This is a genomic window from Massilibacterium senegalense, from assembly GCF_001375675.1.
GTDB lineage: Bacteria > Bacillota > Bacilli > Bacillales > Massilibacteriaceae > Massilibacterium > Massilibacterium senegalense.
The window spans coordinates 167,421-187,006 of sequence record NZ_LN831786.1 but is presented as its reverse complement, the minus strand read 5'-3'; the positions used below and the strand labels follow the sequence as shown (position 1 = coordinate 187,006).

The window sequence follows — 19,586 nt, the reverse complement described above, 5'->3', positions numbered from 1 at the left end:
TTCTTCCGAGGAGGCTCAAGCCATGCCCGCGGAAAGCGTCCACCTGAAGTGGAAATAAATGGATGTAGAAAGCAAGGTAAAAGGCATAGCCTAAAGCATTTAGACTATGCCAATTTTTAAAAACCTATTCATCACTACTAGCACCACACTAATGAAAGATTTCTTTATCATGCACATGCATTATCCTAAAATGTTAAATCCATTATCTACGTGAATGATTTCTCCCGTAATACCACGTGATAAGTGGCTCATTAAAAATAACGCTGTATCTCCGACTTCTTCTGGTGTTGTATTTTTACGAAGCGGTGCTTTTTTTTCAATTTCATTTAAAATGGAATTGAATCCTGAAATTCCCTTTGCGGCTAGTGTACGAATTGGACCTGCAGAAATTGCATTGACACGAATTCCTTGTTTTCCCAAATCAGCTGCTAAGTAACGAACACTTGCGTCAAGTGATGCTTTTGCTACACCCATTACGTTATAGTTTTCAACGACACGTTCTCCACCTAAATATGTCATCGAAACAATGCTGCCACCTTCTGTCATTAGTGGTCGAGCTTCTTTTACAACTGCTGTTAATGAGTAACTACTAATATTTTGTGCTAATAAAAAGCCATCGCGAGTTGTATTTAAATATTCTCCTTCCAATTCCTCTTTTTTTGCAAACGCAATACAATGTGCTAAGCCGTGAATAACGCCTACTTCTTCTTTGATTTTTTGGAATGTTTCTTTCATCTCTTCATCATTCGTAATATCACACGGTAAAATAATCGAATCATCTCGATCTAATGTAGCTGCTAAATCACGAACATTTTTTTCTAAACGTTCCCCTGCATATGTAAAAATTAAACGAGCACCTGCATCACTTAAAGAACGGGCAATCCCCCATGCAATACTACGTTTATTTGCTACTCCCATAACGACAATCGTTTTATCTTTTAATAAATCTGTCATTTCGGTTCCTCCTCAGAAAGATTATTACTTATTATTAGTACCTGGTCATATAATTATAACATACAAAAAAATAAGACGCACTTCTTTTTTCCATCTATCATGGAGAATTCTTTTTTAACACAAAAAAAAGGAAGAGGGATACACTCTTCCTTTTGCAGATATTTTCATAATAAATATTCCATAAATACAGTTGCCATTCCAAAATAAATTAAAATACTAATTAAATCATTGATAGTAGAAATAAACGGGCCACTTGCTACTGCTGGGTCCACATTCAATTTTTCCATCACAAGTGGAATAAAGGCTCCTGCAATCGTAGCGACGATTAACGTACAAAATAACGAAAACCCAATTAATAACCCTAAAAAGAATTGCTGTTTCCAAATAAATACGATAGCTGTTACTAAACTTCCACATACGCCACCAATTAGAAGACCAGTACCTGCTTCTTTTACTAGCATTGAAAAATGACTTTGTTTATCTAATTCCCCCGTAGCAATTCCGCGAACACTTACAGCTAATGCTTGCGTCCCTGTATTACCAGCCATCCCTGCAATTAATGGAATAAACATCGCCAAAATAGAGATTTTAGTTAACGTATCCTCAAATACACTAATTAAACTAGCTGTCGCCATTCCCATAAACAGCAATACGATAAGCCATGGTAATCGTTTTTTTGCTGCCTGCCAAGCGCTTGGATTTGTCTCCATATCCGTTACCCCGGCTAATTTCGAATAATCATCGGAAGCCTCTTCTTCTAATACGTCGATAATATCATCAACGGTAATAATCCCTAATAAATGATTTTGATGATCGACAACCGGAAGAGCTACAAAGTCATAATCACTCATTTTTTTAGCTACTTCTTCTTGGTTTTCTTCCACATATACGGAAACGACTCGGTCTACCATATAATCTTTTACATATCCATCATCCGGGGCTACAATCAATTCTCTAAGCGAAATAATTCCCGATAATTTTTGATTAGCATCAGTAATAAAAATATAGTAAATCGTTTCCGCTTCTTTTGCTTCTTTTTTTAACACTTGGATTGCTTCACCAATGGTTAAATGGTCTTTAACTTCTACATACTCCGTCGTCATAATACTTCCGGCTGTTTTTTCTTCATAATGAAGAAGTGATTTAATTTCATCTGCCGTTTCTTTATCCATAAGCGCTAAAAAACTAGCAATTTGTTCAGAAGGAAGTTCATTTAATACATCGACAGCATCATCAACGAACATGTTTGATAACATCATCGCTGCATAGCTAGGATACATTTCAGTAATAAAGTCGGTTTGTTCTTCTTTTTCGAGATTTTCAAAAATACTAGACATTTCATCGGGAGACAAAAAAGAATAGATAATCCGACGTAATTCTTCATTTTGAGTGACAAAAAAGGTGGCTTGTTCATACGGATGAAGATTCGTAAATTCCCTACGAAACGTATCGATATCTTCTGTTTGAACCGCTTTTCGAATCGTGTAAAAAATAGTGGCTAATTTATAATCCTTTCCTTTTTCCACGTTCGTCTCCCCCCCGTTTCCTAAAATATAATACGAATATCTATCATGGACTTTCCTTATTGTAACATGATAAAACAATTGGAAGAAATATTTCTTATGAACGAAACATTAAATTATTCCCATACGCTCTCATTTTTTGCTAAGATAAGAATAGTGTTTTTTATATACAGTTCATTTTAAATGAGGTAGATAAATCAATGGATAAAAATCAACAACGAAGTAAAATTGATTATACAATTGTGTTCGTTTTAATTTTACTGATGATTATCAGCGCGGTTGCTATTTATAGTGCACCATTACCTGCTCACTTTAAAACAGCTAATTTCCACATTAAACAAATTATGTGGTATGCAGTTGGTGCGTTAGGAATTGTCGCGGTAATGATTATCGATTATGACCGCTTGCGACACGTAACATGGTACATTTATGGAATTGGAGTTGCCCTGTTACTCGGACTTTCACTAGGTGTGCCGGGAACGGTAACGAGAAAAGGGGCTACAAGTTGGTATAATATCCCTGGCTTCGGTGAATTTCAACCGTCAGAATTAATGAAATTATTTTTAATTATTACGTTAAGTCATATTATTGCAAAACATAATGAAACGTATCCGATTCGAACGATTCGGGAAGACTTGTTATTAGTAGGGAAAATTGCACTAGCTTCTCTCTTACCACTTGCACTAATTTTAAAACAACCAGATTTAGGAACAACATTAGTGTTAGTAGCGATTATTTTCACACTTATTTTGGTGTCTGGAGTGAATTGGAAGATCATTATAACGATGGTATTATCCGCAATTTTATTCATTGCAGTGCTTACCTATATCTATTTTGTTTTTCCACAATTTTTTCCATTGGAAAAATACCAATCAAATCGGATTATTAGCTGGTTTGATCCATACGAATACGAAGGAACAATCGGGTTTCAACTCGTAAAATCATTGCAAGCTGTCGGGTCAGGTGGCTTATATGGACGAGGTTATGAAGCTGGAATTGTTGGGTTACCAGAAGCACATACAGACTTTATTTTTGGTGTGATTGCCGAAGAATTTGGCTTTATCGGAGCTAGTTTGGTTATTTCGTTATTTTTCATTTTAATTTATCGCATGATTCACATTGCAATTGAAAGTAATGACCCTTTTGGTAGTTACTTATCTGCTGGTATTGTCGGAATGATTACATTCCAAATTTTTGAAAACATCGGAATGGGTATACAATTATTACCGATAACTGGAATACCACTTCCATTTTTAAGTTACGGTGGGTCTTCTTTGCTTACTTCAATGTTAGCTATCGGACTAGTATTAAATGTTCGATCGAGAACCCGAAAATTTATGTTTGATTAAAGGGTGTGACCATTATGTCTTATGATATTATCGGGGATGTTCATGGGTGCTATGATGAATGTCTTCATTTGTTAAACAAATTAGGATACGATATATCAAAAGAAGTGCCAACTCATCCAGAAAATCGAACGGTTGTATTTGTTGGTGACATTACAGACCGCGGCCCAGATTCATTAAAGATGATCACCCTTGTATCGAACATGGTCCGTCAAAACGTTGCAAAATATGTTCCAGGAAATCATTGCAATAAATTGTATCGATTCTTCCGCGGACGGAACGTCAAACAAACACACGGTCTAGAAACAACGGTTGCAGAATACAAGGCGTTACCGGAAATAGAACAACAAACAATACACCGTACATTTATGTCTTTATACGAACAAGCTCCCTTATACTTACGATTAGATGAAGATCAGTTAATTGTCTGTCATGCAGGTATTCGGGAAGAATGGATTGGTCGGTACGATAAACGAGTAGAAACATTTGTTTTTTATGGGGATATTACAGGAAAATTTGATGAAAAAGGAAACCCTGTTCGTAGAAATTGGGCAAAACAGTATACTGGAAAACGAACCATTGTCTATGGTCATACACCTATGCTAGAACCTTATGTGATAAATAACACGTACAACATTGATACAGGTTGTGTGTTTGGCGGGAAATTAACAGCATTACGTTATCCAGAAAAGACACTCGTCTCTGTTCCGTCTTCGATGCCACTCGTACAAAAAAAGTTACGAACGTTAGAATAAAAAACAGGTAATGCGTAAAAAAAGCATTACCTGTTTTTTATCATTTGTTGCATATCTTCCGGCAACGGCGCAACGAACGTCATTTTTTGTTGCGTTAATGGATGAATCAATGTCGCTCCCTGACTATGTAACGCTTGACGCTTCATATACGTTGTTTTTCCGCCATACAGTTCGTCTCCCAAAAGCGGATGACCAACCGCTTGCATATGCACGCGAATTTGATGGGTTCGTCCTGTTTCGAGTGAAAAGCGCATATGGGTAAAATCATCATATCGTTTGACGACTTGAAAATGCGTAATGGCCCGTCGACCAGAAGGATCAACCGTACGCTCGATAATACTAGATTCTTTTCTTGCGATTGGTAAGTCGATCGTTCCATTGTCTTTTGTTACATTTCCTTCCACAAATGCTTCGTACGTTCGTTGAAGTTCATTGTTTTTTTGTTGTTCCGATAAAATAGAATGAATAAAGCGATGTTTTGCTATTAACACGAGACCAGTTGTATCCCGATCTAATCGATTCACAATATGAATCGTCGATGGGATTCTTTTTGTTTCATAATAAAATAACAGTCCATTTGCTAATGAATGAGAGGGATGAAGTCTTGATGGAATCGTTGGCATTCCAGCAGGTTTATCGACAACGATAAGCGCTTCATCCTCATATAAAATCGACAAGTCCATTTCCGTACTTTGCATCATACCGCTTTTTATTTCATTCGGAAAAACAATGGTAATCATATCTCCTTCTTGAAGGAGATAACGAACGTTTACTTCTTGTTGATTACAAAAAATCGCTCCACCTGAAAATTTGATATCGGTCAATAGTCGCCTAGAAATTTGTTTTTCTGTTCGTAAATAATCACGAAGTAGCATTCCCTTTTGCTCTTTTTCTACTTTCCATGTTAATTGAAAAGCCACGTTTCATCCCGCCTTATTCCACGATGAATGATTCACGCACACGTTTCCAAAACGGAAATGGGCGAAAACGAGCAAAGCGAACTTTTTGTTCTGCTACTCGGCACTGAATAGATTTCACTTTTTTATGCACTAAAAACAAATGATCAATCGTAATTTTAAAATCTACATCATTCACTGGCTTTAATAAACACGTATGATGTTTTGGTAACACTAAAGGCGAACCAATCGTACGGAATACACGGTTATTAATCGATGCCATTTCCGAAATTTGAATAGATTCTAAACTTGGGTGTAAAATAGCTCCCCCCAGCGCCTTATTATAAGCTGTACTTCCAGATGGGGTAGAAATACAAAGACCGTCTCCGCGGAATGTTTCAAATGGCTCCCCTTTAATCTCCACATCCATCACTAACGAGCCTTCCATACTTTTTACCGTACATTCGTTTAACGCTAAGTATTGTGCTGATTTTTCTCCATCAAAATGACGTACCGTTACTTCTAATAAGGGGTATTCCACAATTCGAAATGGTGTTTTGGCAATATGAATGACTAGTTTTTCTACTTCACTTGGTACCCAGTCTGCATAGAAACCTAAATGTCCAGTATGTATCCCAACGAATGCAGTTTCTTCTAAACGATGTTGGTATTTATGAAAAGCATGGAGAAGCGTTCCGTCTCCCCCAACCGAAATCACAATATCCGGTTGTTCTTCATCATGCTCTAATTCGAATTCTAACAAATATGTTCGAATTTTTTCTTGTAATGAATTTGAAAGTTCATCTCCTCGAGATGTAGTAGCAAATTTCATCTTTTTGCACCTCTTTATTTTGTCGTGTGTTTTTCTTCACTTTTTCGGTGGAATGCTTCTTGCGCTTCCCGAATCTCCTCGCGAATTTGCGACATTTCTTCATCTAATTGAAAAGCCGCTTCACTTGCCCTTAATAAGCGTTCTTGTATATCCGTTGGAATTTTATCATGGTATTTATACCGGAGAGAATGTTCAATCGTTGCCCAAAAGTTCATCGCCAATGTTCGAATTTGAATTTCAGATAAAATAATTTTTTCTCCTGCAATCGTTTGCACTGGATATTCAATGACAACATGATAGGAACGATATCCACTTGGTTTTGTCCGATTGACATAATCCCTTTCTTCGACAATTCGAAAATCATTCCGGTTACGAAGTAAATGTAATACCATTTGAATATCTTCTACAAATTGACACATTACTCGAATACCAGCAATATCTTGAATAGAAGTTTCGATCTGTTCAAGTGAAATTCCTTTTCGCGTTGCTTTTGCAATAATACTATTCACTGGTTTCACTCGACCAGTAACAAATTCTATCGGTGAATGTTGGGCGACTTGTTCATATTGTTCCCTAATTCCTTTTAACTTGATTTTTAATTCATTCACTGCTTGCTTATATGGAGCTAAAAACACATCCCAATTTTCCATTTTCCTCACCACCGACCATATTACTTAATAAGCTCAAATGATATCCCCACTTTTTTGGGCATGACACCTTTAAGCTTTTTACGATTAAAAAGACCACGTTCAACAATCTATTCCGCTCATGATTGTTTTTTTACTATCTCTTCTACACCTATAGTTTATCACATAATTTTGTCTTTTGCGGATATCACTTTTCATAATTTACCTTGTAGAGTTTTCTTTGTTTTGTCATAATAAGAAGAAGAAAATAAAGAAATATGGGGAAACGATGCAAGAATATGAAATTGAATTTAAAAATTTACTAACGAAAACGGAATTTTACAAGCTCCTTCACCATTTCCAATTAACGGGAAAGGATTTTTTCATTCAACAAAACGCTTATTTTGATACAAGACAATTTCATTTAAAAGACCATACATGTGCACTACGAATTCGCCGAAAACATGGAAAACAGGTGTTGACATTAAAAGAACCATATAAAGAAGGACTGTTAGAAACACACCAACTCCTAAACGAACAAGAAGCACAAACGCTACGTGTAGAAGGCAAGCTGCCAGAAGGATCAGTGAAAAAAGGTATTTTTCCAATCACTCAACAAAATCCGCTTGTCCTATTAGGAGAACTGTCAACGAAAAGAGCGCACATTCCTTTTAAAGACGGACTGCTCGTCTTAGATGTAAGTACATACCTACAATGTGAAGATTATGAGGTCGAATATGAGGTTTCTGATTTTCAAAAAGGGGAATCTATCTTTTTAGACTTATTGTCGCAATTTAACATACCGAAACGAACGACGAAAAATAAAATCCAACGGTTTTTTGAAGAAAAAATGCGGATTACCGAACAGAACAAAAAGGAGTTATAATTTATGCGAGTTGATCTCATGAACTATTTTTATGAATTAACAGCTTTACAACAATTAAATCAATCATCCCCTCCCCCTTCCCCGTTAGCCGAAGGAGATGGGAAATCGTTATTTTCTACTCTACTAAAAGAACAACTAAATGATATTCTGAATCAACAGAAACCTTCTGCACCTGTATTAGCAAAACAAGGGTTATACCAATTTGCTTTCTTAGACCCTAGCAAGTCAACACTTCTTTCATCCTTCCCTGCTAGCGTAAGTCAAATAAAAGCAAAGCAACCACCAGTAGCCACTGCTTCATCTGGTGCGTTATCGAGCCCTTTTGATGCTTTCATTAAAGAAGCAAGTAGTAAGTTTGGAGTCGATGTGAATCTCATTAAATCCGTCATTAAACAAGAATCAAACTTTAATCCTTTTGCAAAAAGTGGAAGTGGTGCTTCTGGTCTCATGCAGTTAATGCCGGCAACAGCACGGAGTTTAGGTGTGACAGATCCTTTTGATCCGAAACAAAATATTGAAGCGGGAACGAAATATTTACGACAAATGCTAGACCGTTTTCAAGGAAATATGGAGTTAGCTCTTGCTGCTTATAATGCTGGTCCTGGCAATGTAAAAAAATATGGTGGCATTCCACCTTTTAAAGAAACACAAAATTACATTACAAAAATTTTAACTACTTTACGTTCGTTATAAAAACTATCGATACCTTCTCGGTAGTTTTTTCTATTGGTTACAAGAAAACAGAATGTTTGCGGGAATGTATGAACTTAGTTACAATAAAACTACATTTTAGTTTAGAGAATAAAGGAGTTTGAAAATGGAACAGAAGACGCCTTACGAAATGATTGGAAAAGAGAAATTATGGGAGTTAGTAAACGCCTTTTATAAAAGGGTCCATATGCATCCGGATTTAAAACCAATTTTTCCAGATGACTTAACCGAAACAGCTAGAAAACAAAATCAATTTTTAACGCAATTTTTAGGGGGGCCTCCTATTTATTCAGAAGAACATGGGCATCCAATGTTACGTGCTCGTCATCTCCCATTTGAAATAACTCCAAAGCGTGCAACTGCATGGCTTTCTTGTATGCGAGAAGCAATGGAAGAAGTAAAATTAGAGGAGCCAATGAAAACTTTCTTCTATGGACATCTTGAAAAAGTCGCTCATCATATGATTAACACCTATCAAGAGACCGATATACAGAAAGGGGAATAGCATTGAAATCTTTTCAGTCTGAGGCAAATTGTGATGGACAGAAGGGGTTTTGCGGGCCAGATCACGAAAAAGATTCCTATCAGCATGTCAATAAGCCCATTGAAATATATCTTTTTATCGATCCGCTCAGCTATGAAAGTTGGGCGTTTGAACCAATTATCAAAAAATTGTACATGGAATATGGGCATTATTTTATGATTCGCTACGTCATTGGAGGACGTTTAGAATCATGGAATGCTTATAAACAACGTGTACATGGCACACAAAATAATAAAGGAACTTTTCATTCCTTTTCTAAAACCATTAGCCGTAACAGTATACAATGTGATGGGGAATTATACCACCCTCCAATCATCGAACCACCTTATTTAGCCTTTATTGCGATTAAAGCAGCAGAATTACAAGGAAAACGAGTTGGGATACGATATTTACAAAAGTTGCGCGAACACCTCTTTTTAAACAATGTATCACTAACGTCTGAACTCATCTATCAATGTGCGAAAGAAGTAAATTTAGATTTTAGAGAATTTGAACGAGACGTTTACTCTCAAAGTGCACATAAAGCATTTCAATGTGATGTTCGTTTCAATTTTGAAATGGAAGTAGATCAATATCCAACCATTATTTTATTTAATGCAAATATAGAAGAAGAAGGAATTAAAATACCCGGTCAATATGCGTACGAGATTTACACACAAATTTTAGAAGAAATGATTGGGGAGCCAATTAAAAAACGTCCTGTCGGTCATTTACTTCAGTTTGTACAACATTTTGAAATTGTTAGCATGAAAGAAATCAGTACTATTTTTAATCTCCAACAACAAGAAGTAGAACGGATTATGAAACAAATGCAACTACAACAACTCGTACAACGGATTGAAAGTGTGCACGGTGTTTTTTGGCGTTATTTAAAAAACACTTCCATACGAAGAATAGAAAAATCGTAACACAAAAAAAGATAGGACGAATCATCGTCCTATCTTTTTTTGTCGCTTCATCTATTTTTTTCGACAAGGGGTATGGGAGAAAGATTACGCTTTTATAAAGGGGCACTGCTTTGTGAAATCTTTCACGATTTAATTGTATCAACTGTGTTATCATTTTACAAGGGACTTGTATAAGTTTTCACAAATTATTCATATTCTTTTCCTTCATACATAGGGTTAATAAGGAAAGGAGGGTATGATGATTCGTTTTCTATTTGTGTTAAGTGTTATTTTTGTGTGTACTAGTTTTTCTTTTTATTTTATCTCCTTAATGAATATGGGTCCAAAATTAATAAATGGTTTTTTATTCTTCTTGTCCCTCTTATTTCTAATAACCTGTTATAATGAACGGTATCGTTTTCAAAGACATAAATAAAACAGGGACAATAAATTTCCCTGTTTTATTTTCATTGTCCTAAAAGCTGTTCCATTTCATTTAATCGTTGTTCAAACACATCAAGTGCTTGTTGAATCGGTTCTTTTGCTGTCATATCGACGCCAGCTCGTTTTAACACTTCAATCGGATAATCCGAACTACCCGCTTTTAAGAAGTGATTAATATAACGGTGAACAGCCGGTTCTCCTTCTGTTAAAATTTGATTTGATAAAGCCGTAGCTGCGCTAAAACCTGTCGCATATTGGTATACGTAATAATTGTAATAAAAATGCGGAATACGTGCCCATTCTAAACCAATTTCTTTGTCAATCACAATATCTTTTCCAAAATACGATTTATTTAAATCGTAGTACATCTCTGTTAACTTTTCAGCTGTTAACGGTGTACCATTTGCCGCTTGTTCATGCATCAAATGCTCAAACTCTGCAAACATTGTTTGCCGATAAACAGTCGCTCTAAATGTTTCTAAATAGTGGTTTAATAAATATAATTTTTTCTTTTTATCTGTTTCTGTTTTTAATAAGTAGTCATTTAAAAGCGCTTCGTTACATGTCGATGCTACTTCGGCAACAAAAATACTATAATCTCCGTACGGATACGGCTGGAATTTTCTCGTATAATAGCTATGAACAGAATGCCCTAATTCATGTGCCAACGTAAATAAATTATTTACATTATCTTGCCAGTTTAGTAAAATATATGGGTTTGTTCCGTATGTGCCAGAAGAATAAGCACCACTTCGTTTCCCTACATTCTCAACAACGTCTATCCAACCGTTTTCAAATGCTTCGGTTAAAATTTGACGGTATTCTTCCCCTAGTGGGTGTAATCCTTTTAAAATAATCTCTTTCGCTTCTTCGTATGTTACTTTATACTCCACTTCTTTTACCATCGGTGTATATAAATCATACATATGCAGTTCATCTAGCCCTAATGCTTTTTTACGAAGCGCCACATAACGATACATTAAATCCATTCGTTCATGAATGACTTCGATTAATTGATCGTACACTTTTTCTGGAATATGATTATTGGATAATGCAGCATGGCGTGCAGAATGATATTTCCGTACTTTTGCATAAAAGTTATCTTTTTTTATAGTTCCGCTTAACGTGCTAGAAAACGTATTTTTAAACGCTCCATATGTGTCATACATTGCTTTAAACGCATCATGGCGTACACGACGGTCTTCGCTTTCCATTAATCGAGTATAGCGACCGTGTGTCACCTCTACTTCTTCCCCGTCCACATCTTTAATGGTCGGGAATGTAAGATCTGCATTATTTAACATTCCAAACGTATTACTAGAAGAACGAATCACATCTCCTGCTTCTGCTAAGATTTTTTCTTGTTTTGCTTCTAACACGTGCGGTCTTTGTTCATTGATTTCCTTAAAAGCTTGACGATATAATTGTAATCCTTCGTGACTTTCTACATATGTAGCCAACGTTTCTTCTGGAATCGCTAATAATTCTGGTAGAAAGAAACTTAATTTACTACTGATTTCTGTTGCAAGTAATGCCGCACGATCATGCAATGCTTGGTAGTAATTGTTCCCTGTATCTTCGTCATTACGCATATGGGAATACACATATAATTTGCCAAGTCGCATCGAAAGTTCATCTTTTGTTTGTAATGCACGATATAACGTCTCAGCAGATTCTCCTAATTTTTGTTGAAATTGTTCTACTTGTGGGATAAATTGTTGGATTGCTTCAAATTCTTTTTCCCAATCGTCATCTGATGAAAAAATGTCTTCTAACCGCCATTTATATTTTTCTTCTACTTCTTGTCGTTTTGGTAATGATTTTTGCATATTACCCCTCCTCAAATGATTTAGTGATACTATTGTATCGCTTTCAAAATAAATTATCCATTTTTAACAATTGATCCAATGATTTTGGCCAAAGAATAGACGGTAGCGTTTGAAAAACTTGTTCTTCTCTCTGAATGATAACTCCTTTTTTTTTCAAATAATTTAAATAGCCAATAATCGCCCGTTGACTATGCTCTTTTTCAAAGCGAATACGAAAAATACGATTGGACACTAGTTTGTTAAACTCCCGAATTACTTGTGCACGCATCACCCAAACATCTGGTTTCGGATGAGATAAAAATTTTATAAATAGCCAAGATTGCCATAGGATAGGAGCTGTTTGAATAGATACATTCGTAGGTAAAGGAATTCCACAAAAGGACGGGGTAAACTGGAGCGTGGTAGAAGCTTGAAGAAATAATTGATGAACATACGACTGTTCGATACTTTGATAATGAATAGATTTCAAGCGCCAATTTTTTTTAAGCTTTTGCCATTCTTTATGGTGAGAAGCAGAGAATTGTGGTCTCAGTTGTTGCAACAGGTGAAAAGAAAATTCTTTTTCTTTTATAAAAGTAAAAGAAACAAGGCAAGTAGACGTGTAAAAAGGGGAAATAATAGAAACAATACAAAATAATCGAGAAATGGGGCAATAAAATAACAGATAAGGAGACGTATGTTTTTTCCTTAAAGATAACCATTCTAATTGCTTCATTCGAATCGTATGTTTAGATAGACGGTTCATTCGATTACCACCTAAAATCCAAAATGGTTGCAGCTGAACCGTTTTGAATCCATTTGTGCGTAATTTCCATGTTTCGGCATGTAAATCTGCACATTGATATTCTAATGCGATAGTATGAGTGTTTGTTTGAATGAGAACATCAGGGATTTGATTAATCGAAGATAAACGGGGTTCTAATTGACACAGATAAGAAGTGTTAAATAGCTCATGAAGACGTTTTTTTCCATAAAAATGATACATGGATTCTCCTATTTGATCGGCACACGTCGTTTTTTTGCGATGGGCGAAATGATATGGACGCATCGTTCCTTTTCGTAGGATGACTTCTTGTCGACAAACAGGACAAAAAAATTGCTTACCATGAATGATTCTATCCAAGATTCGCTTTGAGACACGTTTCGATAAAATAACGGGATTACCATCTTGATCAACTGCCCAAAACAATCGCATCACCTATCTTTTTGTCGTTTCATATCATTTCAACAAAAAAAATAACTTTCCTGCAAAAAAAAGCGAAGGGCGCTCGTTCAGTGGCGACAGGCATAAGATGGATGGTAGAATGAGGCTTTTTTTCCTCATGGGACCGTCATCTTATGACGCGAGCCACTAGCGCCCGGAGCTGGACTGGCAAAAAAAACGGAGGGTGCTCGTTCAACGACGGAGCTATAAGGTGAAGACCCGAAGAAACGTTTTTTTTGCTTCTGTAGGGCTTTTATTTATAGTAGAAGTCGTTAGAAGCTAGATTCGGTCAGTTTGATTCCCACTTACCGTTTTACAGACCTACCTTAACATTTTGAAACGAGGGGCTCCCTGCTTGTTAATGAGGGATAAAAAAAGGTGACCCCTTCTTGGAGTCAACCTCTTTTGTTAAACATTGTTTTCAATTGTGCCAAAGCATCTGTCACAATGAATTTTCCATATTCCTCTAAGCGATAAATTGTGACATCTGTTTGTTTTCCGTATTCCAAAAATTGACTGAGTGTATTTTTTTGCTCGGTTTGTGTCGTATAATCTTTAAATACAACGTACAAATAGTATTTATCTTCAAAGGCATATAATGTGGTATCAAACATCGTCGAAGATGCTACTCCATGACTGAGAGAAATAACATTTTCAAAATCGTCAAATACTAACACATAATCCGTATCTGTTGTTGGCCCGTCATCTTCTAAATAATCGTTAAACTCGTCATCATCATCTATTTCTTCTTTTCGTTTAAAATGTTTATCTAATAATGATTCAATTTTATCTTCATCAACCGAAATCTCAAGCGCTTTTTGATCACCATTAGGGATTTTTAATTTATCTCCATCTTTTGAAAATTGCGCTTTTGTCACGACAATTTCTAAACCAGAATTTAGTGCTTGTACTTGAATCCATAGTGGGCCTTCGAGTGGAAATTCCTGTGAATGATTGGCTTCATCCATCAATTCCCAAAATAAGTCTTCCCCACGTTCGCGATTATACCAAATTTCATCACGCGTATATCCTCTAGCTTCAATATCTTTATAAGAGATAAAAAACTTAATTGTAAATTCATTCACTCTTTCAATATCCATTTCGACAACTCCCTTCTTTTTCACTAGAAAGGAAGGGCATCTTCCTAACTAATCTACATGATGGTGTACAAAATTATATCTTACCATCATAATATTGCAACCAATTTAAATAAAATTGATTGTATTCTTATTTTATGATAAATATACGGAGAATGGAAATAAAAAAGCGTCTATTTTTTTGAAATATTGATTTTTTTATTGAACTATCCCCTTTATCCTTTCATAATAGAATATACATATAGCGAATCGCTAATGTGTGAGGAGGCATTTATTTTCATGGAATTTATTACAGGATTATTAGTGATCATTGCGTTAGATATTCTACTTGGTGGCGATAACGCTGTTGTTATTGCACTTGCAAGCCGTAATCTTCCAGAAAAACAACGCAATAAAGCAATTTTTATCGGAACAGGGTTAGCCATTGTGATTCGGATTTTACTAACAGTAGTAGCCGTTTATTTATTAATGATTCCGTACTTACAATTTATCGGTGGTTTATTTCTTGTTTATATTGCATACAGTTTACTCGTGGAGAAGAAAAGTGAACACGGTGACATTAAAGCAGCAAAAAGCTTAGGACAAGCCATTCGAACTATTGTATTAGCGGATGTCGTCATGGCGTTAGATAACGTGTTAGCCATCGCTGGTGCTGCAAACGGAAATATTTACTTAGTCGTTATTGGATTACTCGTATCTGTACCAATTATCGTCTGGGGTAGTAAAATTATTTTAAAATGGATGGAGCGTTTTCCAATTATTATTTATATCGGTTCTGCTATTTTAGGTTTTACCGCTTCTAAAATGATGTGGAATGATGAAAAAATTCATCCATATCTCGAACCATACGATTCCTATCATTGGTTTTTCAACTTATTAATCATTGTATTAATTATTGTCATCGGAAAATATGTGAATGATAAACAAAATAAAACAGCATAAGAGAAAGGTTTCTACTAAGAAAAGTAGGAACCTTTTCTTATTTTAGATACGAAAAAAACCTCCGTTACTGGAGGTTCCTCTTTATTAGTTAACCATTTTTTGTGCTTCAAGTAATTGGAATGTACGTACTTTTCTTGGTAAGAAACGACGAATTTCATCTTCATTATAACCAACTTGTAAACGTTTTTCATCGATAATAATTGGTCTACGAAGCAAACCTGGATTTTCAATAATCACATTATAAAGATCTTGAAGTGGCATCGTATCTAAATTAACATTTAACTCTTGAAATGCTTTCGAACGAGTAGAAATAATTTCATCTGTTCCATCCTCTGTCATCCGTAAAATTTGTTTCACTTCTTCCATCGTTAAAGGCTCTGAAAAAATATTTCGCTCTGCAAAAGAAATCTCATGTTCTTCTAACCAAGCTTTTGCCTTTCTACAAGATGTACAACTAGGTGATGTATATAAAGTAACCATAAAGGATTCAGCTCCTCCCAAAAGTAAAGAAATTTGTTTTCTTTATCTATTTATTATTATAAACCATAACCTAAAAATAGTGTACCCTTTTTTATAATTTTTTTAAATTAATAATTTTTGTAAAGGGTAGGTAAATAGGTTGTTACACCTGCCTTTCTTTTCATGATAAGGCTTTCATTTAAAATCACATTTGTTCTTTTTCTCAATGTAATCCCTTTCAATTGAAAAAAATAAGAAAGCACCCGTTCGGTATCTAGATAGTTATTCGTTTATATTTACCCCTTTATGTTCAGAGAATAACAAAAAATTGAATTTTTTCTATCGTTCCCTTGTACAACTTTTGCACAAACAAAAAGAGCTACCTTATTGTAGCTCTCACTCGTGTTCATATTTCATATTTGCTGGTGAATTCGGTTCTCGATTTGGTACTGGATTTAATTGTTTTAATTGTTTCTGAATAAGTTCTTTTAAACGTGCTCTCTTTTTTTTCTTTTTTTGTCTACCTTTCATACATCATCATCCTCACAGAATGAAATAGATACCATTATCTCCAACCAAGAATCATTCTTTCATTTTAGTATAGCACGAATCGATTTGTTATCCTATCATACATTAGACAAACTATCTGTCCTTGTCTGTATTCATAAATGACAAAGAATTGGTGTTATACGTAAACGTAAATACATCTTTCACATCATCAAAGCCACTTCCGTAAATTTCTTGATCTTTATATTGATAAATTTCTTGATACATTTTTCTCATTTTGTCATAAATGAATTGATCGGAATACTTTTCAGGTGCCCAATACATAATATTCATATATTGTTTTTGCGGTGAATATGGAGAACGTAAATAATATTGAATAGAAGGCACCGTTTCAAAATGATGGCGAGTATAAAAACGCATCCGTTTTAACGTATCTGGATTTTCTTCTGTCGGTGGCTCTACTTCAATCAATATTGGCTTTCCGTATTTTTTAAATTTATTAATAATTGTTTTCCCTAATCCTTTTCCACGAGCTTGTTCTTTTATGATTAAATAGTCAATAAATAAAAAATCAGGAAACTCAGCATATAGCACAACGTAATCATCTTTTTCTAATTTTTTATAAATATCACCTTTTTCGTGTAACAGCACTTCAAAATGACGTTTATCTTTCATTTCTTCAGCAGGAAAATAACTATTTAGTAAGTCATACCAACTCACATTAAAACCTCTTTTCTTTTACTCATCTTGTACGAATATTATAGCATACTTGCCTTCTCTTTGCCTTTCCCCTACTATTTGCTACTAAATCACCTTTCTTTTTCAAAAGAAATCGCTTACAATAAGAGTAATGTACAACTTATAATGTATTCTTTTTTCATCAACATGAAACTTCTACTTATGGAATTTTTATTCGTTTATGATAAGTTGTACCAATCGGAATTGAATGAATAGTTTCTTCTTTTTTCCTTTTTTCTGTTCTAAGTGCTGTTGGTTCATTCATAATACACTATTATTTCAAGGAGGTTTTCGTATGGCAAGCTACATTATTGACCTTATTCTTTTTGCAGTTGTATTAATTGGTATTTCTGCTTTTATGGGACCGATTGGTACAGGAATCGGATATTTATTTAGTGGAAAACGAAAAATGTATCAAGTACATCAGTCTGAAGCAACACAAGTGGGTTGGAAGCCGGTTGGTGGAAAAAAACAATAAAGAAATCTTCCGTCAGTGAAGATTTTCTTCCTTCCCTCATTGACGGACAAAAGATACGAAACATTTTACCCTTTGCAAAAGCAAAGGGATTTTCTATGCATTTTTCTTCTACATTCTTTATAATGAAGAAGAGAATACTTATAATGAGGTGTCTTCATGCATACAAACTTACGATCGTTTTTGGAAACATTAAAAAAAGAAAATGAGATTATTGAAATATCAGCACCAGTTTCACCGTATTTAGAAATTCCTGAAATTCATCGTCGCGTCATCGATGAAGGTGGACCAGCAATATTATTTACGAATGTAGAAGGCAGCGACATTCCGGTTGTAACGAATCTTTTCGGTACAGAACGTCGCGTTGATTTGACATTTGGTCCAAAGCCCGAACAACTCGTTCAAAATTTAGTACATATGCTTGATGAACTCATGCCGCCACAACTTCCTTCTTTATGGAAAAGAAGAGATATAATCAAACAAGTACTATCTTTAGGTACAAAAGAAGTTTCAAAATCAAAAGCACCAATTTTACAAAAACATACGAAAAAAGTAGATATTACGCAACTCCCTGCATTAACTAGCTACCATCTAGACAGCAATCCTTTTATTACACTTCCGCTTGTGTATACGGAAAATCCTGAAACAGGAGAGCAAAATGTCGGGATGTATCGAATCGAAGTTCGGGAACCTGCAAAAACAGGTATCCATTGGCAAATTCATAAAGGTGGCGGCTATCACCATTATTTAGCAGAGCAACGAAATGAAAAATTACCTGTAACATTAACGATTGGCGGACCACCAGCTTTAACGATTTCAGCGATTGCTCCGCTTCCAGAACAAGTGCCGGAATTATTATTTACATCCCTTCTGATGCAAGATAAAGTACATTTAACACGTGTAAAAGGATATCCACATCCGTTAATTGCAGAAGCCGAATTTGCTTTTGGTGGATACGTTCCTCCGCACGTTCGGGAACCAGAAGGCCCATTTGGCGATCACTTTGGTTATTATTCGTTACAACATGACTTCCCAGTATATCAATTACAACATATGTGGAAACGAAAAGATGCTATTTACCCTGCAACAGTTGTCGGAAAACCACGCCAAGAAGACTATTTTATCGGGGAATATTTGCAACGTTTAATGGGACCTATTTTCCCTGTGGTACTAAACGGTGTGCATAGTTTATGGACATACGGAGAAAGTGGATTTCATGCATTAGCTGGAGCGGTAGTTCGGGAAAGTTATTATAAAGAAGGACTATCGTATGCACTTCGCATTATGGGTGAAGGACAACTTACCTTAACGAAATTTTTAATTGTAACAAGTAAAGTGGTGAATTTATATAACTTTAAAGAGTTACTTGAAGCGACGTTAGAACGTTTTATTCCAGAGCGTGACTTATTAATTTTAAACGACACTTCCATGGATACATTAGATTATACAGGTCGTAAGTTTAATGTAGGAAGTAAAGCGATTATGACTGGTTTAGGGGAACCAGTGCGTAAACTCACATACAGTTATAACAGCGGAGATATTCGACATGTCGATAAAATTCGTCCTTACTGCGGGGGGTGTTTATGTATTAGTGGTCCTTCTTTTGAAGATGAACCTGAATTCGCTCAAGCACTTGTCGACCATTCACAAGAACAATTGAAAGATTTTCAACTTGTCTTTTTAGTCGATGATGCGGATATTGTGATGTCCCAACAATCATTTTTATGGTCTACATTTACGCGCTTTGACCCGTCTTACGATTTATATGCACAAAGAGAAATCGTCCGAAATAATATCCGTTATCAAGGTCCAATCGTCATTGACGCGAGAATGAAACCCTTTTATCCAGATGCTGTCGAACCACGAGAAGATATTGTAAAATTGGTAGATAACCGCTGGAAAGAATACTTCCCAAAGGGATTCTAACTTGT

General features: G+C 35.4%; 20 protein-coding genes. 9 read left to right on the top strand and 11 right to left on the bottom strand.

All coding sequences use genetic code 11. The annotated features are described in order from the left end of the window. Positions 1–180: 180 nt before the first annotated feature. Complete coding sequence (gene fabI, locus BN1372_RS04285) at positions 181–954, bottom strand: enoyl-ACP reductase FabI (RefSeq protein ID WP_062197624.1); 774 nt, start codon at positions 952–954, stop codon at positions 181–183. A 164-nt stretch (positions 955–1,118) separates the two neighbouring features. Then, positions 1,119–2,480, bottom strand: a complete 1,362-nt coding sequence (gene mgtE, locus BN1372_RS04280; RefSeq protein ID WP_062197623.1) for a magnesium transporter — start codon at positions 2,478–2,480, stop codon at positions 1,119–1,121. 197 nt (positions 2,481–2,677) lie between these two features. Between mgtE and BN1372_RS04275 the strand changes: the two genes are divergently transcribed. Further along, on the top strand, positions 2,678–3,826 hold the full coding sequence (locus BN1372_RS04275) for an FtsW/RodA/SpoVE family cell cycle protein (protein ID WP_062197622.1): 1,149 nt from the start codon (positions 2,678–2,680) through the stop codon (positions 3,824–3,826). Positions 3,827–3,840: 14 nt separating this feature from the next. Further along, positions 3,841–4,578: a bis(5'-nucleosyl)-tetraphosphatase PrpE gene (prpE, locus tag BN1372_RS04270; protein ID WP_062197621.1), complete on the top strand. Its 738-nt coding sequence runs from the start codon at positions 3,841–3,843 to the stop codon at positions 4,576–4,578. 26 nt (positions 4,579–4,604) lie between these two features. Here the strand turns inward: prpE and BN1372_RS04265 are convergent, their stop codons facing one another. The 3 genes from BN1372_RS04265 to BN1372_RS04255 are packed head-to-tail and all read right to left on the bottom strand — an operon-like array spanning position 4,605 to position 6,956. After that, a complete protein-coding gene (locus BN1372_RS04265) occupies positions 4,605–5,453 on the bottom strand; it encodes an RluA family pseudouridine synthase (RefSeq protein ID WP_062201085.1) in 849 nt (282 codons plus the stop codon). Between the two features lie 58 nt (positions 5,454–5,511). Beyond that, the gene (locus BN1372_RS04260; RefSeq protein ID WP_062197620.1) at positions 5,512–6,306 is read right to left on the bottom strand and encodes an NAD kinase; all 795 of its coding nucleotides are present in this window, start codon (positions 6,304–6,306) and stop codon (positions 5,512–5,514) included. Positions 6,307–6,320: 14 nt separating this feature from the next. Further along, positions 6,321–6,956 (bottom strand): GTP diphosphokinase, encoded by a 636-nt coding sequence (locus BN1372_RS04255; protein ID WP_062197619.1) that lies wholly within the window; start codon positions 6,954–6,956, stop codon positions 6,321–6,323. Between the two features lie 265 nt (positions 6,957–7,221). Between BN1372_RS04255 and BN1372_RS04250 the strand changes: the two genes are divergently transcribed. The 4 genes from BN1372_RS04250 (at position 7,222) to BN1372_RS04235 (ending at position 9,981) form a co-directional block, all read left to right on the top strand. Then, complete coding sequence (locus BN1372_RS04250) at positions 7,222–7,818, top strand: CYTH domain-containing protein (RefSeq protein ID WP_062197618.1); 597 nt, start codon at positions 7,222–7,224, stop codon at positions 7,816–7,818. Between the two features lie 3 nt (positions 7,819–7,821). Then, a complete protein-coding gene (locus BN1372_RS15660; protein WP_062197617.1) occupies positions 7,822–8,511 on the top strand; it encodes a lytic transglycosylase domain-containing protein in 690 nt (229 codons plus the stop codon). 124 nt (positions 8,512–8,635) lie between these two features. Then, on the top strand, positions 8,636–9,034 hold the full coding sequence (locus BN1372_RS04240; protein ID WP_062197616.1) for a globin domain-containing protein: 399 nt from the start codon (positions 8,636–8,638) through the stop codon (positions 9,032–9,034). A 2-nt stretch (positions 9,035–9,036) separates the two neighbouring features. Beyond that, on the top strand, positions 9,037–9,981 hold the full coding sequence (locus tag BN1372_RS04235; protein ID WP_062197615.1) for a DsbA family protein: 945 nt from the start codon (positions 9,037–9,039) through the stop codon (positions 9,979–9,981). 446 nt (positions 9,982–10,427) lie between these two features. Here BN1372_RS04235 and pepF read toward each other — a convergent pair whose 3' ends face one another. From pepF to mecA, 3 genes are all read right to left on the bottom strand, one after another. Further along, a complete protein-coding gene (gene pepF / locus BN1372_RS04230) occupies positions 10,428–12,233 on the bottom strand; it encodes an oligoendopeptidase F (RefSeq protein WP_062197614.1) in 1,806 nt (601 codons plus the stop codon). Positions 12,234–12,276: 43 nt separating this feature from the next. Then, positions 12,277–13,422 (bottom strand): competence protein CoiA, encoded by a 1,146-nt coding sequence (locus BN1372_RS04225; RefSeq protein WP_062197613.1) that lies wholly within the window; start codon positions 13,420–13,422, stop codon positions 12,277–12,279. A 410-nt stretch (positions 13,423–13,832) separates the two neighbouring features. Further along, entirely contained in the window at positions 13,833–14,537 is a 705-nt protein-coding gene (mecA, locus tag BN1372_RS04220; protein WP_062197612.1) for an adaptor protein MecA, read from the bottom strand. Between the two features lie 270 nt (positions 14,538–14,807). Here mecA and BN1372_RS04215 point away from each other — a divergent pair, with 270 nt between their 5' ends. Further along, entirely contained in the window at positions 14,808–15,476 is a 669-nt protein-coding gene (locus tag BN1372_RS04215; protein WP_062201082.1) for a TerC family protein, read from the top strand. A gap of 84 nt (positions 15,477–15,560) precedes the next feature. On the opposite strand, the gene spxA is transcribed toward BN1372_RS04215, so the two are convergent. From spxA to BN1372_RS04205, 3 genes are all read right to left on the bottom strand, one after another. Beyond that, positions 15,561–15,956 (bottom strand): transcriptional regulator SpxA, encoded by a 396-nt coding sequence (gene spxA, locus BN1372_RS04210; RefSeq protein WP_062197611.1) that lies wholly within the window; start codon positions 15,954–15,956, stop codon positions 15,561–15,563. Between the two features lie 375 nt (positions 15,957–16,331). Next, positions 16,332–16,466 (bottom strand): hypothetical protein, encoded by a 135-nt coding sequence (locus tag BN1372_RS15655; RefSeq protein ID WP_267902239.1) that lies wholly within the window; start codon positions 16,464–16,466, stop codon positions 16,332–16,334. 111 nt (positions 16,467–16,577) lie between these two features. Continuing rightward, on the bottom strand, positions 16,578–17,162 hold the full coding sequence (locus tag BN1372_RS04205) for an N-acetyltransferase (RefSeq protein ID WP_062197610.1): 585 nt from the start codon (positions 17,160–17,162) through the stop codon (positions 16,578–16,580). 313 nt (positions 17,163–17,475) lie between these two features. Here BN1372_RS04205 and BN1372_RS04200 point away from each other — a divergent pair, with 313 nt between their 5' ends. Together BN1372_RS04200 and BN1372_RS04195 are read left to right on the top strand one after the other, a co-directional pair. Next, entirely contained in the window at positions 17,476–17,658 is a 183-nt protein-coding gene (locus BN1372_RS04200; RefSeq protein WP_062197609.1) for a hypothetical protein, read from the top strand. Positions 17,659–17,814: 156 nt separating this feature from the next. After that, on the top strand, positions 17,815–19,581 hold the full coding sequence (locus tag BN1372_RS04195) for a UbiD family decarboxylase (RefSeq protein ID WP_062197608.1): 1,767 nt from the start codon (positions 17,815–17,817) through the stop codon (positions 19,579–19,581). Positions 19,582–19,586: the final 5 nt, after the last annotated feature.

Coding starts and splice junctions, on each gene's coding strand:
- fabI (WP_062197624.1), bottom strand. CDS start 954: ATGACAGATTTATTAAAAGATAAAACGATTGTCGTTATGGGAGTAGCA.
- BN1372_RS04275 (WP_062197622.1), top strand. CDS start 2,678: ATGGATAAAAATCAACAACGAAGTAAAATTGATTATACAATTGTGTTC.
- prpE (WP_062197621.1), top strand. CDS start 3,841: ATGTCTTATGATATTATCGGGGATGTTCATGGGTGCTATGATGAATGT.
- BN1372_RS04265 (WP_062201085.1), bottom strand. CDS start 5,453: ATGCTACTTCGTGATTATTTACGAACAGAAAAACAAATTTCTAGGCGA.
- BN1372_RS04260 (WP_062197620.1), bottom strand. CDS start 6,306: ATGAAATTTGCTACTACATCTCGAGGAGATGAACTTTCAAATTCATTA.
- BN1372_RS04255 (WP_062197619.1), bottom strand. CDS start 6,956: ATGGAAAATTGGGATGTGTTTTTAGCTCCATATAAGCAAGCAGTGAAT.
- BN1372_RS04250 (WP_062197618.1), top strand. CDS start 7,222: ATGCAAGAATATGAAATTGAATTTAAAAATTTACTAACGAAAACGGAA.
- BN1372_RS15660 (WP_062197617.1), top strand. CDS start 7,822: ATGCGAGTTGATCTCATGAACTATTTTTATGAATTAACAGCTTTACAA.
- BN1372_RS04240 (WP_062197616.1), top strand. CDS start 8,636: ATGGAACAGAAGACGCCTTACGAAATGATTGGAAAAGAGAAATTATGG.
- pepF (WP_062197614.1), bottom strand. CDS start 12,233: ATGCAAAAATCATTACCAAAACGACAAGAAGTAGAAGAAAAATATAAA.
- mecA (WP_062197612.1), bottom strand. CDS start 14,537: ATGGATATTGAAAGAGTGAATGAATTTACAATTAAGTTTTTTATCTCT.
- spxA (WP_062197611.1), bottom strand. CDS start 15,956: ATGGTTACTTTATATACATCACCTAGTTGTACATCTTGTAGAAAGGCA.
- BN1372_RS15655 (WP_267902239.1), bottom strand. CDS start 16,466: ATGAAAGGTAGACAAAAAAAGAAAAAAAAGAGAGCACGTTTAAAAGAA.
- BN1372_RS04200 (WP_062197609.1), top strand. CDS start 17,476: ATGGCAAGCTACATTATTGACCTTATTCTTTTTGCAGTTGTATTAATT.
- BN1372_RS04195 (WP_062197608.1), top strand. CDS start 17,815: ATGCATACAAACTTACGATCGTTTTTGGAAACATTAAAAAAAGAAAAT.